The 14,651-nt window shown below is 53.4% G+C and carries 13 protein-coding genes; 6 read left to right on the forward strand and 7 right to left on the reverse strand.

From position 1 onward, the window contains the following. Positions 1-59: 59 nt before the first annotated feature. The 5 genes from HFP08_RS06830 to groL all read left to right on the forward strand — a co-directional run bounded on the left by HFP08_RS06830 (position 60) and on the right by groL (position 7,502). Complete coding sequence (locus HFP08_RS06830) at positions 60-1,895, forward strand: cache domain-containing sensor histidine kinase (protein WP_168119791.1); 1,836 nt, start codon at positions 60-62, stop codon at positions 1,893-1,895. Then, entirely contained in the window at positions 1,888-3,501 is a 1,614-nt protein-coding gene (locus HFP08_RS06835; RefSeq protein ID WP_168119793.1) for a response regulator transcription factor, read from the forward strand. The genes HFP08_RS06830 and HFP08_RS06835 overlap by 8 nt, the downstream gene beginning before the upstream one ends. 20 nt (positions 3,502-3,521) lie before the next feature. Next, the gene (locus HFP08_RS06840) at positions 3,522-5,360 is read left to right on the forward strand and encodes a heparinase II/III family protein (RefSeq protein ID WP_168119795.1); all 1,839 of its coding nucleotides are present in this window, start codon (positions 3,522-3,524) and stop codon (positions 5,358-5,360) included. 160 nt (positions 5,361-5,520) lie between these two features. Beyond that, entirely contained in the window at positions 5,521-5,802 is a 282-nt protein-coding gene (gene groES, locus HFP08_RS06845) for a co-chaperone GroES (RefSeq protein ID WP_168119797.1), read from the forward strand. A gap of 62 nt (positions 5,803-5,864) precedes the next feature. Then, positions 5,865-7,502, forward strand: coding sequence for a chaperonin GroEL (groL, locus tag HFP08_RS06850; RefSeq protein ID WP_168119799.1), 1,638 nt, complete (start codon positions 5,865-5,867; stop codon positions 7,500-7,502). A gap of 199 nt (positions 7,503-7,701) precedes the next feature. On the opposite strand, the gene HFP08_RS06855 is transcribed toward groL, so the two are convergent. From HFP08_RS06855 to HFP08_RS06865, 3 genes are all read right to left on the reverse strand, one after another. Further along, positions 7,702-8,733, reverse strand: coding sequence for an NAD(P)/FAD-dependent oxidoreductase (locus tag HFP08_RS06855; protein WP_168119801.1), 1,032 nt, complete (start codon positions 8,731-8,733; stop codon positions 7,702-7,704). 43 nt (positions 8,734-8,776) lie between these two features. Then, positions 8,777-9,820 carry an ABC transporter substrate-binding protein gene (locus HFP08_RS06860; protein ID WP_168119802.1) on the reverse strand — a complete coding sequence of 348 codons (1,044 nt, stop codon included), beginning with the start codon at positions 9,818-9,820 and terminating at the stop codon, positions 8,777-8,779. 66 nt (positions 9,821-9,886) lie between these two features. Then, positions 9,887-11,563 carry a helix-turn-helix domain-containing protein gene (locus HFP08_RS06865; protein ID WP_168119804.1) on the reverse strand — a complete coding sequence of 559 codons (1,677 nt, stop codon included), beginning with the start codon at positions 11,561-11,563 and terminating at the stop codon, positions 9,887-9,889. A gap of 95 nt (positions 11,564-11,658) precedes the next feature. Between HFP08_RS06865 and HFP08_RS06870 the strand changes: the two genes are divergently transcribed. Further along, positions 11,659-12,117, forward strand: coding sequence for a CBM96 family carbohydrate-binding protein (locus tag HFP08_RS06870; RefSeq protein WP_168119806.1), 459 nt, complete (start codon positions 11,659-11,661; stop codon positions 12,115-12,117). Between the two features lie 153 nt (positions 12,118-12,270). Here the strand turns inward: HFP08_RS06870 and HFP08_RS06875 are convergent, their stop codons facing one another. From HFP08_RS06875 to HFP08_RS29180, 4 genes are all read right to left on the reverse strand, one after another. Further along, positions 12,271-12,516, reverse strand: a complete 246-nt coding sequence (locus HFP08_RS06875; protein ID WP_168119808.1) for a Spo0E family sporulation regulatory protein-aspartic acid phosphatase — start codon at positions 12,514-12,516, stop codon at positions 12,271-12,273. 193 nt (positions 12,517-12,709) lie between these two features. Next, positions 12,710-12,982 carry a translation initiation factor 2 gene (locus tag HFP08_RS06880; protein ID WP_240941148.1) on the reverse strand — a complete coding sequence of 91 codons (273 nt, stop codon included), beginning with the start codon at positions 12,980-12,982 and terminating at the stop codon, positions 12,710-12,712. Between the two features lie 190 nt (positions 12,983-13,172). Next, positions 13,173-14,096 carry a proline dehydrogenase family protein gene (locus HFP08_RS06885; RefSeq protein WP_168119809.1) on the reverse strand — a complete coding sequence of 308 codons (924 nt, stop codon included), beginning with the start codon at positions 14,094-14,096 and terminating at the stop codon, positions 13,173-13,175. 178 nt (positions 14,097-14,274) lie between these two features. Further along, positions 14,275-14,388 carry a YjcZ family sporulation protein gene (locus HFP08_RS29180; protein ID WP_240941150.1) on the reverse strand — a complete coding sequence of 38 codons (114 nt, stop codon included), beginning with the start codon at positions 14,386-14,388 and terminating at the stop codon, positions 14,275-14,277. Between the last annotated feature and the right edge of the window lie 263 nt (positions 14,389-14,651).

The following is a 14,651-nucleotide window of genomic DNA, read 5'->3' on the forward strand; positions in this document are numbered from 1 at the left end:
ACGGAGAGGTGCAGGGAAAAGCTGCGCCTCTCTTTTCCATTGCGTAAGGAGGTGCGGTCATGCAGGTTCGAGGCCAAGGCAAGCCGTGGCTGTGGTCCAGGTCGTTTCGGTTCAAGCTCATGGTCACTTCAATTGTATGCATTCTGGTGCCGGCTTTCATCACGCTGCTCCTCTATAATGTATTGACGAAGGACGCGGTCAAGCAAGAGGCGATTCTGCAGTCGCAGCAGAAGCTTCAGTTAGTAGACGGTTATGTGTCGAATTTGTTCGATTATATGCTTTATATCGGCAATACGCTGCAGAATGATCCCAAGATGCAGATCATCTTGAAGGCGATTGCGGCCGGCAAGTCGTATGAAGGTCCTGATGCCGAATACGAAAGGTACATGGATCGATCGCAAATTACGAATAAGATCGAAACGATGACCGCACACGGCGACAAGGCCTATGTCAGCGTTATTCTGAAGGACGGCTCAGTCTACACGAATTATTCATTGGCCGATTTTGATCCGCATTCGTTGCAAGAGGAGGCGTGGTTCCCGCAATTGGATGAGCTGAAGGGCTTGCAATCCTTCTGGATTGGCACAACGCCGACGGTGTTTCCGGACGAGAAGAAGAACAGTCCGTATCAAATATCGATGGCCAGAACGCTGCGAGCGGGCGTGAAGCCCTATGGCTACGTCATTGTGACAATTATGGAGACGCAGGTCAGCACGATATTCGAACGGGTAGCCGATGAGCAAGAGACGATGCTTCTGAGCGCCAATGGCGAAATCTTATCCGATCATGACTCCGGGCGCATCGGTCAGCTCTATCATCCGCAAGAGACTGAAGACAAAGGGACGGACACGAAGCTCGTTCAATTGGATGAAGAGAGCTATATTCAAACGACGCAGTTGTCGGCGCTTACGGGATGGCGATTGGTTTCCTTGACGCCCTACAAAGCCGCTGTACACAAGTTAAATTCGATTTTCAACAAAGTCGCGGCTTTGCTGCTAGTATCCTTTGTCGTCTTCCTGCTGTTGTTTCTGTCGCTCCTTGGAAGCTTTACGAAGCCGCTGGTGCGGCTCGGCAAGATGGCGGAAACGGTGGAGCGGGGCAATCTCGAGGTTCGTTCGAATATAAGAGGGAAGGACGAAATCGGCTATCTTGGCCAATCCTTTGATCAGATGCTTGATCGAATCAAGCAAATGATCGCCGAAATTACAAGAACGCAGACAAGAAAGCGCAAGGCGGAGCTCGCGATGCTGCAAGCGCAGATTAATCCTCATTTTCTATTCAATGTGCTTAATTCCATACGGATGAAGGTGATGCGCAAAGGCGATCAGGAGAGCGCGGAGATGATCAGCTCGCTGTCGAAGCTGCTGCGCATGACGATTATACAAGAGAAGGGACTTATTCCGCTCGAGGAAGAGCTTGCTATTATCGCTGACTATATGCTGCTTATGAATATGCGACAGAAGCAGCAGGTGGAGCTGGATATTGACGCCCATCCGGAAACGTTGCAGCTCATGGTACCAAGGTTCTTCATGCAGCCCATTATCGAGAATGCGCTTATTCATGGCCTGAGCCAGCGGGAAGGAAGAATCGAGATCTCTGCAAAGTCGCGTGCCGGCGAAACGATGCTCCAGATAACGGATGACGGGCGCGGCATGGACGATGAGACTTTGGAGCAATTGGAAAAGAGCTTGTCGCAGCACGGTCATACTGCCGCAGTTGAAGGCACAGAGCGGGAAACGAAGGGGGGACTTTCGAGCATTGGCTTGTCCAACGTTCATGAGCGCATGAAGATGACCTACGGCGAGGGCTTCTATATTGATATCAGGAGCGATATCGATATTGGCACGCAAATTACGCTGCATATTCCGAAACAGGAGGTAACTGGGCATGATTAAAGTAATGCTGGCGGATGACGACTTTCCGGTGCTGGAGATGATTCATTATGCAATGGACTGGGAGAGCATGGGCATGGAGGTTATCGGCATGCACGAGAACGGGGCTCTCGCTTATGAAGCGGCGCTTCTGGACATGCCGGATATTCTCATAACGGATATCGGAATGCCGCAGATGAATGGATTGACGCTTATCGACAAGTTGAAGGCGATCAAGCCGAATTTGCGCGTCGCCATCCTGTCCTGTCATACGGAATTCGATTATGCGAGAGCTGCCATGAGGATGCAGGTTCAGGATTATCTGCTTAAGGATGCGCTCGAGCCTGCCCAGATCGAAGCCTTGCTGAAGCGCTTCTCCCGAAGCCTGGAGGAGGAGAGAACGCTTCAACACAAGCAGCTAAGAATGGAGCAGCTCGTTGATCGCAATATTTCCCATATGAAGGAAATCTTCATACGCAATACGCTTCAGCAGCCCGTGATTGACGGGGAGAAATGGAAGAGCGAGCTGGAGAGCTTCGGACTTCCGCTGTCGCATCGGGAGACGATTATTCCGACCATCGGCTTGGTAGATTGTTTCCGCTCCGCGAAGCAGCGATTCCAATCGGAGGATATGCTCCGATTCGCGCTGGACAATGTCATGGAGGAGGCCGTGCGTCTGAACGGCGCAGGAACGATCCATCTTCATTATGACGCGCGAGAGAGTATCCTGCTCTCTTCCTTCCAAGGCGGCCTCAAGGTAAACGGATATGATGAGGTGCGGGGGTTGCTTGGACAGATACAGACAGCGGTGCAGGGAGCCTTGAAGCTTTCGATCTCGTTCTTGATTGGAGATCGTTGCGCGTCGCCCCATGGTATCAAGGCTGCGCTGCTGGATCTTAGACGCGACGAAGCGAGCCGCTTCTATCGGAATCGCGGCTCGATCGCGCTCGCATCGAAGGCAGCGTCCTCCGACAAAGAAATGGGGATCAGCTTTCATCAGGCGAGCGAAATTCTCCGCGAATGCATAACGGACAAACGCAAGGGGGAGATGAATGCGGCAATCGAAGGTTGGATGAAGGAAGCAAAGGAAGGCCTGGTCTCTCCGGAGATTGTCAAGGACTGGACGCTCAAGCTGCTTCTGGATTGCAGGCTGAAGCTGCAATCCGCGCTTGATTATCAGAAGAGGGGCGACATGGACCAGATTGCGAGCGAGGTTCGCGAGCTGCATACATGGGCGGAGCTTCGGGAATGGACGCAATCCTATTGCGAGTCGCTTCTGGAGGACCAGCATCAACCCGGCGGACAGCATTTGCGGAAGGAAATTGCCGAGGCCTGCCAGTATGTCGCGATGCATTTGGACAAGAAGATTACGCTGGAAGAGGTCTCCGAGCGCTTGTTCATGAATCCGAGCTATTTCAGCCGTTTGTTCAAGAAGGAAACCGGGGAGACCTTTATCGAATATGTAACGAGGATGAAGATGCATCGCGCGAAGGAGTTACTTGATCGAACAACGACGCCGGTAGGGAAAATTTGCGAAACGCTGGGCTATGATAATCAGAGTTATTTCATCAAGCTGTTCAAATCCTTCACAGGCGCAACGCCGGTTGAGTATCGAAGTCAGCGGAAATAATCATGGGGGGAGATCATGTGTTGAAGGAGTATAGGCAAGAGAAAATCCAGACATTGCTGGGAGAGGGAAGAAAGCGGGGTTCATCCTTGCTTATTCCCGGAGGAAGAACATGGAGCGAGCATCGAAGAGAGATGGCTGGCGCGGAATCGCATCGAGAGCTGCTGCAAGAAATTCAAGCCGAGGCGGAACGATTGCTTGCAAGCGAGGAGCCCCTTCTTACCGATGCCTTGTTCAATGCGTTCGAGGAGACGGGGGAAAGACTCTCTTACGAACGGGTTTATTTCGAAAAAAGAAAGCGTTTGAACTCATTTGCCATCATGACCTTGTTGCACCCTGATTCCTTGCGTTATTCGTCAGCATTAGAAGCGGCCGTTCTCGCGATTTGCGAGGAGAGAACCTGGTGCTTGCCGGCTCACTACAAGAAGGAGCTCGGTCCCAACACAATTGATCTGTTCGCTGCGGAAACCGGCTTTGCCATGGCGGAAATATCCGCGCTTCTGGGAGACGGGCTTCCTGGAGCATTGAGAGAGAGAATGACGGAGGAGACGGAGCGACGAATATTGGCGCCCTTCCTGTCTGACGGACCTTATCATTGGGAGCGGCTGGAGAATAACTGGTCCGCGGTATGCGCGGGCTCCGTAGGCTCGGCCGCGCTCTATCTGGTTGACGACAACGAGCGTTTGTCGACCATTCTGGCAAGAGTGATGGAGGCGATGCGTTGTTTCTTCGACGGCTACGGAAATGACGGAGCCTGCACCGAAGGCTATGGTTACTGGCAATACGGCTTCGGTTTCTACACTTATTTTGCGGCGCTGCTTAAGGAATCGACGGAGGGAAGAATCGACGGCTTCGAAGGCGAGAAGCTGAGACAGATTGCCCTTTTCCAGCAGCGGGCTTTCTCCAGCGGACACACGATTATTAATTTCTCGGATTCGAATCAAAGAAGCGGCGTGTTTATGGGACTGTCATCCTATCTCCACGACCTGTTCGATGAGGTTGCAATTCCGAATTCGAAGCTGAGAGCTCCCTACGCCGAGGATCATTGCGGGCGCTGGGCTCATGCGATACGAAATTTGGTTTGGGTCAAGCCCTCCGATTTTTTGGCAAGCGGAGATTGGCCGGTTGAATCTCATTATCTGCAGGATGCGGCATGGCTGATGTCCCGTTCGACCGACGAGCAAGGCCATACATATTGCTTCGCAGCCAAGGGCGGTCATAATGGGGAATCCCACAATCACAATGATTGCGGGCATTTCATTCTGCATGCGAGCGAGGATGTGCTGCTGGCGGATCTCGGAAGCGGGATGTATACCAAGCAATATTTCGGGTCCGAAAGATATGAATTCTGGTGCAACGGCTCGCAGGGGCATTCGCTTCCAATCGTGAACGGCAGTTGTCAAGCGGCGGGCAAAGAGCATCGCGCTGTGGTGCGCGATGCTTCGGTTGAGGAAGCACGCAGCCTGTTCACGGTCGAACTGACGGAAGCCTATCCTGCGGAAGCAGGTCTCAAGAGCTTCATTCGCAGCTTCGAGTGGAGAACGGGAAACCAGCCAACGCTGCTATTGCACGACAGCATTGTCATGAGGGAAGACATCGAATTGGACAGAAGTCTGCACGAGCGATTCATTCTCATCCATAAGCCGGAGATGCTTGAGCCCGGCAAGCTGAAGATCGGCGGAGAGGTCACGCTGAACATTATATATGACAGCGAGCAGTGGAAGGCAGAGGTGACAATGCGCACCGACAAGGATCATTCCGGTGAGGATAGAAGCTGGTATACGCTTGATTTCATTTGGCTCGGGGAAGCTTCTTCCGGAAGAGAGCTGGAGGCTTCTTTCGTATTTCAATTCGCAGGATGACAAGTTCGGAATCGAAGTTGTTAAGGTACGATAAATTTCATTTCAGGGACTTGAAATTGATCGCAAAAAAAAGTATGATGATAGTGGTTGTTAGCACTAACCGCTTACGAGTGCTAACGAAATGACAAAAAGCGACAAATTTAGAAGGAGGCTATTTTCAATGATTAAACCATTGGGTGAACGCGTATTGGTCGAAGCCATCGCGAAGGAAGAAACAACCGCAAGCGGCATCGTATTGCCTGATTCCGCGAAGGAGAAACCGCAAGAAGGCAAGGTTGTGGCTGTAGGCAGCGGGTCTCTGAAGGACGGCGTGCGCATTGCATTGGAAGTAAAAGAAGGCGACCGCGTTCTGTTCTCCAAATATGCGGGCACAGAAATCAAATACGAAGGCAAAGAGTATTTGATCATGAAGGAAAGCGATATCCACGCGATTTTCGAATAGGCTGCGACTAGCGAGTTCACATACTTAAGAAATTCAAATTATGACTGGGAGGTTTATTGATAATGGCGAAAGAAATTAAATTCAGCGAAGACGCTCGCCGCGCGATGCTGCGCGGAGTTGACGCGCTTGCAAATGCGGTTAAGGTGACACTGGGACCAAAGGGACGCAATGTCGTGCTTGAGAAGAAATTCGGAAGCCCGCTCATCACAAATGACGGCGTGTCCATCGCGAAGGAAATCGAGCTTGAGGACGCGTTCGAGAACATGGGCGCTCAGCTTGTAAAGGAAGTAGCGACTAAAACGAACGACGTAGCGGGCGACGGCACGACTACGGCAACCGTTCTTGCTCAAGCGATGATTCGCGAAGGCCTCAAGAACGTAACTGCAGGCGCTAACCCGATGGTTATTCGCAAAGGCATCGAGAAAGCCGTGAAAGCGGCTGTGGAAGAGCTTAAAGCAATCTCCAAGCCGATCGAAGGCAAGCAATCGATCGCTCAGGTTGCCGCAATCTCCTCCGCTGACGAGGAAGTTGGTCAACTGATCGCCGAAGCTATGGACAAAGTGGGCAACGACGGCGTTATTACCGTTGAAGAATCCAAAGGCTTCGCAACCGAGCTTGAAGTGGTTGAAGGCATGCAGTTCGACCGCGGCTATATCTCGCCGTATATGATTACGGACACAGACAGGATGGAAGCGGTTCTTGAGAATCCGTACATCTTGATTACAGATAAGAAGATTTCGAACATTCAAGAAATTCTTCCGGTATTGGAGAAGGTTGTTCAATCCGGCAAGCAGCTTCTGATCATCGCTGAGGATGTTGAAGGCGAAGCGCAAACTACTCTGGTATTGAACAAGCTTCGCGGCACCTTCACTTGCGTAGCGGTTAAAGCTCCAGGCTTCGGCGACCGCCGCAAAGCGATGCTGCAGGATATTGCTGCGCTTACCGGCGCCAAAGTGATTACGGAAGAGCTCGGACTGGAGTTGAAATCAACGGATGTTGATTCTCTGGGTTCCGCGCGTCAAGTACGCATTACGAAAGAAAACACAATCATTGTTGACGGCGCCGGCGACTCTGCCGACATCGTTGCGCGCGTGAAACAAATTCGCGCCCAGTTGGATGAAACGACTTCCGATTTCGACAAAGAGAAGCTGCAAGAGCGTCTGGCTAAATTGGCTGGCGGCGTAGCGGTTATCAAAGTCGGCGCAGCTACTGAAACTGAGCTTAAAGAGCGCAAGCTTCGCATCGAGGATGCTTTGAACTCCACTCGCGCTGCGGTTGAAGAAGGCATCGTATCCGGCGGCGGCACAGCTCTAATCAATGTATACAAGGCGGTTGCGGCTGTTCAAGCAGCAGGCGACGAGAAAACAGGCGTGAACATCGTGCTTCGTTCCCTGGAGGAGCCAATCCGCACAATCGCAGCGAATGCAGGTCAAGAAGGCTCTGTTATCGTAGAGCGTCTGAAGAAGGAAGAGGTTGGAGTTGGTTACAACGCCGCTTCCGGCGAATGGGTGAACATGTTCGAAGCGGGCATCGTCGACCCGGCGAAGGTAACGCGTTCCGCTCTGCAGAACGCAGCATCCGTCGCGGCTATGTTCCTGACTACTGAAGCGGTAATCGCCGACAAGCCTGAGAAAGACAAACCGGCTATGCCTGACATGGGCGGCATGGGTGGTATGGGCGGCATGGGTGGCATGATGTAAAAAGGCTCTTGGAGCCCTAAGCATCAGAGGTTCTTCAGCGGAAGAACGCCGTTTGACTACATTTTAACCACAAGAAAAAACAGGCTTCTCACGAGTTCAGTCGAACTTTGTGAGAAGCCTGTTTTATTAGCGTCGAGCATTTATACGATGGACTTCTTTGCCATTCCACTTCTTTCATTCTGCGAATTTGGATTCCGGGTCAACGCGTCAATTGCTTGTTCAACTCGCGAAAGCGGTCGTTGTGGGAGGACACATACGCCATCGGCGCCGCGGACGGGTCGATATACCGCTTCGCGCTGTTGAGCGCGAGTACGGCGTCGACGAATGCTCCGGCAATCAGCCGCACTTTGCTGCTGTGGGTGGAGCAATCGCCGGCAGCGAAAATGCCGGGAATGTTCGTTTCCGCCTGATTGTTGACCGTGAGGCCCCATTCTCCGATCGTCAATCCCCATTCTCGGAGCGAGCCATAATCGCGGTTATATCCGTGGTTGACGACAACGGCGTCGACGTCCAGCCTCTCGAACGCGCCGGTTTCGACATGCCGGATGGTCACTTGACGAACGGCGTCGCCGTCGCCGTGCAGCCTCTCGACCGCGTATGGGGTGCGGACGTCGACAACGCGGCGCATTTCCTCAACATGCCGCTCCATGGCCGTAAACTCATCCCGGCGGTGCACGACCGTGACGCGGTCGGCTACGTCGGCCAACTCCCGCGCCCAATCGACGGCGGTGTTGCCTCCGCCGGAAACGAGCACGCGGCGACCGCGGAAGCTGTTCAAGTCCTGAAGCGTATAGTACAGGTTCGTTACCTCGAAGCGGTCCGCCCCTTCGATATCCAGCTTCTGCAATTGTGCGACGCCGCGGCCTATGGCGATAATGACCGTTCGCGTATGGTGGCGTTCACCGGTATCCGTTTCGAGCAGCAGCGTGCCGTCCGGCTGCCGGGCGAATCCGATCATCTTCTGTCCGAACAAGAGAGTCGGATCGAAGGTGCGAGCTTGCTTGGACAGCCATTCGATCAGCTTGTCGCAACGGATGGGCGGGATGCCGCCGACATCCCAGATCGTCTTTTCCGGGTACATGTGCAAGTAGCCGCCCAACTCGTCCTTGGCTTCGATTAGCTTCGTCTTCATGTTGCGCATGCCGCTGTAAAATGCCGCATACATGCCGGCGGGTCCGCCGCCAATTATCGTTACATCATATAAATCTATGGCTTTATTCGATTCAGTCACAGTTTTGTACTCCCTTCCGTCAGGATTGCTCGACAACGGCCGCCTAGCGGACGACACGCGCCAGCAGGTCGTCGATTTTTCCTGTATTCGCCATGTAACCAATCGACAGCCAAAGCGTCGGGTCCACTTCGTACACGCGGTTGTTTTTGGCGGCTGGGAGGTCTTTCCACAGGCTGTTGTTCATCAGCTCCTGCGCTTGGGTTTTGCCCGCGTCGTTGACGACAAGAATGATATGGTCAGCGTCCAGTTGCGGGATCATTTCCAGTGACAACGACCCGCCGCCATCCTGCGGCAGCTCGCGCACGAGCTTGGCTGGCGTAAGTCCGAGATCCTCGTACAACAGCTTGCCGTTGAACGGATCGCTAGCGCCGACGCCATATAATCGGTATTCCTTGCCGGTGAGCCGCAGCAAGGCGAAGGTTTGGCCGCTCGTCGCCTTGACAAGTTTCTCCTTGGCGGAGGCCGTTTTCACATCGTAATCCTTCAGCACCTGCTCCGCTTTGTCCGACAGGTTGAGCAGTTCCCCGATTTTCCGCAGAATTGCTTTCCAGTCGCTTTTGCCAGCGTCCAGACCATAGGTCGGTGCGATTTTGGCGAATTCGCCGCGGACTTCCTCGTTGGCGACAAGCGAATGGGCGATGATCAGATCGGGAGTGACACTCAGCGCCTGTTCAGGCGTCATCATGGCTGTGCCTGTGCCGGCGAGCGGTACGTCGCCGATATATGGTTGCAGGTATGAGGCGCCTGCTCCGCTAAAATTAAACTGAAGCAACGGCTTCACGCCGAGCGCGACGAGCGGGTCCTCCAGATATACGCCGAGTACGCGTTCGGGCGTTCCTGTCACCTTCACCGTATTGCCAAAATCGTCGGTGAACGTTCGTTCCGTGGTTGATACTTCCGGCGATGTCGCCGGGCTAGTCGACGCGTCGGACGACGGCGTAGGGGAAGAGGTCGGTTGCTGCCCGTTCCCTTGTTGCCCCCCGCATGCTGCAAGTCCAAATGCCAAGCTTAGCGAAACCGCCCCCAACAACGTTTTGCCCAATGTCTTGTTCATGTTCTGCTCCTCCATATGTATAATGATTATCATTCTTAATTATAGAGGAGGGGAGCATTCGAAGCCATGGAGGATCTTCAGTAGAAATTGGGACAATCCTTAGCGAAATAGTCGCGCGGCGGCGTCCAAACTCCACAGATGGGCGTGCGGCGTATATTCGAACCATAACCCCCGCTGTACGCGATGCACCTTACGGTTGCGCACGGCGCCTGACTGTTGCCAGGTTGGGCAGTTCGCCAATTCGGCCAACTGACGCTCGGCCGCCGGGCCGGAGTCGGAGATGATTAACACGCGATCGGCGGGGATCGTGCCAAGTGTTTCCGGCGTCGTCGGTTGCATAGCTTCCGCGGTCGGACAAGCCGGCGTCAGATCGAGGTCCTGGTACAGAACGGAGCCGGCGTGTCGGTCGCCGACGATGAAGAGGCCGTAGTCCGACGCGGAGACGACCAGCAGTGTGTCGCGTCGAACCGCCGCAGGGAGCTTACGCTTCACCGCATCGACCTTGCGCTCGTATTGGCCAAGCCAGCGTTCCGCTTGCGCCTCCTTATTCAGGAACGACGCCGACAGCACGAACAGCTCGCGCCACTGCACGTCTGCATTCCATGGCAGCAGAAGAACAGAGGCCGCTTGCCGCAGCTGGGCGACATAGATCGGGTTCGTATTGTCGCGAAGCACGATCAGGTCGGGGCGGTGGCGGGCCAGCTCCCGGATGACGGTTTCTTCGTCTGGCATGCTGTGCAAATGCAGGTCGACATCGGCGTTGTACTGCTCATAATAGTCCCACACGTATCGCGGGTCGAGAATAGCTCCGCTCGGAATGATCTGCAGCGCCAGCAAATGACCGATGGTGTGGTAGTTCAATGCGATTACTTTAAGCTCGGAGTTTTTCTTGTAGGCTACTGGCGAGATGCCGAGCTTTTGCCGGAAGCGGCGGCTGAAATAGCCTTCGTCGTCATAGCCAACCGATTTGGCGACATCGCCGAGCGGCATAGCGGGCGATTGACGCAGGATGTCCCTGGCCGCTGCTATGCGACACTCTGTTATATATTCAATCGGACTGGTCCCATATATCTTCTTGAACTGCTGGAGAAAGTATCCTTGACTCATATCGGTTCGATGCGCCAGTTGTTCGATCGTCAGCTTGTCCATGTAGCGCCGTTCCATATAGCGCTTCGTTGCGGCAATCGCCGCTTGTGAATCTTCACGCGATGCTTCGTGCTGCTGGCGGATCAGAATGTACAACAGTTCTGCGAATAACGATTGGCAGCGGAACTGCTCCAGCGCGTGCTGTCGCCAGCCTTGCTCGATGGCGTGGTATAACGACCGGATCCGGAAGTCCGCCGCCGGTAGAAACATCCGGCTCCGCCCGCTTCCTTCCTGGCCGTTATCCGCATCCGGCCCGCCTTCCCATGTCAGCGCAAAGCGAAATCGCCATACTGTCGCCGCGCCGCCGCCGGGCATATGCCAAGCGACCATGTCGCCGGGCTCGCATACGACGGCGGAAGCGAGGCGCAGCGGCGTCTGCTCCTCGTTGATTACAAAGTGAACTTGGCCCCGATCGGGCACAATGATATACAGAACGCGGCCATCCGCTAATCGGCCTGCAGCCGTCGCTTCCTGTTCGGCAGGCAGTACCGCTTTCTCCATCTCCTCCAAATGCGTCGAAAGCCCGCGCCAGTCGCCAACCGTGTGCGCAAGCGCCTCGATGACGGAGCTCGCTGCCTGTCCGCTGCCGCTAATGTCCGACATCCCCATGTTTATCGCTCCCCGAACCATAGATTCGCTGGCGCATCCGTCTATAGAGCGGCCGCGTTTGGCGGGCGGCTGTTCAGGTCGGACAAGCGTCAGCGGTTGTGTTGGGATTATTGTAGATGATAATCATTCTCATTGTCAAAGGGTTTTCCTGCCATATGGCTCTGAAGGGGGATACGAATACCGCTTATGTTCGCAAGTCTTACATGAAAGCGGATTTGCAGGGATGGGATGGCGTTGCTGTCGATCAAGCCGGATTGTACTTCTATAACAGCACTGTAGTAGACGCTACGTATGTGCGCGTACGCGGACTTGCCGACGACACCTGGACGGAGACCGGACTCACCTGGAACAACCAGCCGAGCGAATCTTTATGGAGCCATGTCGGGGACGTTTCGATGTCGGAAGCCGGCTGGTATACGCTGGATGTGACGTCCTATGTGAATGAGCAATTGTCTGCTGAAGACCGGGCGGTATCTTTGGTCCTTGTTGCCTCCAGCAATACGGTGAGCCCGTTTATCAGTCTGGCTTCCAACAAGCATGCAACCTTGTTTCCGTGCTTGATACTGGAGGAATAGAATAGTAAGGCTAGCTTAAAAAAATAGGCTTCTCGCCAGTTCAGATTGAACTTTGTGAGAAGCCTATTCTATAAGCTATCGCTATTGTCGGCATCGAGCGTTTCGAGTTTTTGCAAAATCAGATCCAATATGTTAATCGGAACGGCGTTACCTTTAGCCGGCAATCTTCTTCTTGGCCGATTTGGGAGTAGCGGAAGCATGCTCCCCGCAATCATTAGCAGGCTCACTGCCCCATTGATTGCATTTCTCAAAACAAGGGCAATTACGATAGTCCGTAAGAGCGTCATCGAGCAATCGGCTTGCGTCCAATACGATAGGATCGGTAAACGATTGAAACTCTGTATAGGCAAGCTCCATCTCGGTCCGAAGCTCTTCAATATTCACTCTGCAGGTGCACATGCTGCATCCCTCGATTCTGTTCGCTAATAGAGTCATGGTTGACACTTATCTACATTTTACAGGTAATATGAAAAAATGTCGATATCTGTAACGATGATTTGCGACCAAATGCCAGAGCCCGCCTCCATGAATGGAGGCGGGCTTTTCAGCATTCCGGCATGCGGCGACATCAAATCGAATACGGCAGCGTCCATTAACGAATATGCTTCCTTGCTTTTATCAATTCCCCAATATAATAATCAAGATTTCGCTGAGCCGTCAACAGTTGATGATGATGGGTATGCTGCGATCTTTGATTGATCGGATTTTCCAAGTCTTCCAGAGCAAGTCCCGCGGCAAGCGCGGCTAACCCGTCTCCGATGGTCGCAATCGTTGCTCCGATAAAGGCCAGCCTGGCTATCTGGATTTCGCTGTATGCGGAAAGTTGGTCGAGCTCGTCATCGTTGCCGCTATCGCTCATTCCCATTCCCCTTTCTCCTCGGCGGAAAGGCTCACATGGCATTATATGCTGCTGGGCGTTGAATGTGAGTGATCATAGCTGCGCTCCGCCCTCTGCGCACATGCTCATCGGTCATTCATCCTGAGACGATATTCCGCCCAATAATCGGATCTATTAACGGCAAGCAGAGGAGCCAGGAAGCAGGCGGGCCGAGTAATCAGCCCAACATATTTTTGATCACGAGCCATAGATGAGAGGGCTTCTCTGCGAGTCTTCTCGTATAGTAGGGATACCACATCGTGCCGTAAGGGACATAGCAGCGAATGCGATAGCCCTCTTCGGCAAGCTTCTGCTGCTCTTTCATTCGCAAACCATAGAGCATCTGAAATTCGAATGCGGATTTATTGATGTCATGCTCTGTCGCGTATTGCTTCACTGAGCGGATGACAGCATCATCATGCGTGGCCACGGCCACGTACGCGCCTTGCTCCAAATGCATGCGAATCAATGCATTAAAGTTTTTCAGAATGGCGGATTGTGATTGATAAGCGATTGCGGCCGGTTCATTGTAAGCGCCTTTGACCAGCCGCAAGGAAATGCCGTCCCTCAAGCATTGCTCGACATCCTCCCTGGAACGATGCAGGTAAGCCTGGATTACGGTTCCGACATTGCGGAAACCGTCGTTATGAAGTTTGCGGACGATGGACAAGGTGGCGTCAGTGACCAGAGAATTCTCCATGTCCAGGCATACGAATTGTTGGGAGGCCGCCGCTTGCTTCACGACAGCGAGAATATGATGATAGCAAGCCTCGGGGTCCAGCAACAGCCCCAATTGGGTAGGCTTCATGGATAGATGGGATGGAATCCCTTCAATGTCCATCTCTTTTGACAGCTGTACATATTCCTCTCTGCATGGCGGGGCGTCTTCGATATGAACAATGGTTTCTCCCAGATGGTCTATCGCCGCAAGTATGCCTTGATGATCGAGCTCGCGAATACGAGGCCACAGCGCTTCTCTTGTCTCGCTTGCGACGAAACGCAGCGCGAGCCTCCTTCCGCGCCTTAGCATGAAGCCGCGTACAGGAGCGCTGCTCGCTGCGGAGAGCATCAAACGGCGATAGGCATTGCTTCCATAGCTCATCCTTTGAGAGCCTCCTTTACAATCGTGTTTATGTATCTTACGCCGTCAAACCCATGCTTTATGCTTGCAGTTTGACTCGCTGTCATGCGAAGAAAGACCTGCCGGGGGCAGGTCTTTCGCTCTCGAATAAGGGGCCGAGTCAAGTCTGCATGCATGGAGGAGACATGTCAGATCCTTCTTAGCACCATTTGCCGCCGTAGCCGCCGAAGCTACAAGCGATAATCACCAGCAGAATAAAGAGAACCAGGATTGAACCTGTGTTTGTGAAAGCACCACCAACGCAACCGGACATTGTTACATGCACCTCCTTACGTTTTGAGTACTCTGTAGGTTATGCGCCTTTGCCTCTCAATGATTGGGTGATTGTTCCTATGGCAGATGAACTTAGGCGGATGAGCCGCTTTCTCCTGCAATTGCGGAAGGGCGGCGGACAACCGTACAAAAATTTGCCGATTAACGCCGCGACGGGCTGCGCATGGTGAGGGCTTTCGCGAAAAATGTGCAAACGCACATATTTCCGCATAGCCTATACAATTTGGGGAGATAGACATAGGA

It is taken from the genome of Paenibacillus sp. HB172176 (genome assembly GCF_011947265.1).
Lineage (GTDB): Bacteria > Bacillota > Bacilli > Paenibacillales > Paenibacillaceae > Pristimantibacillus.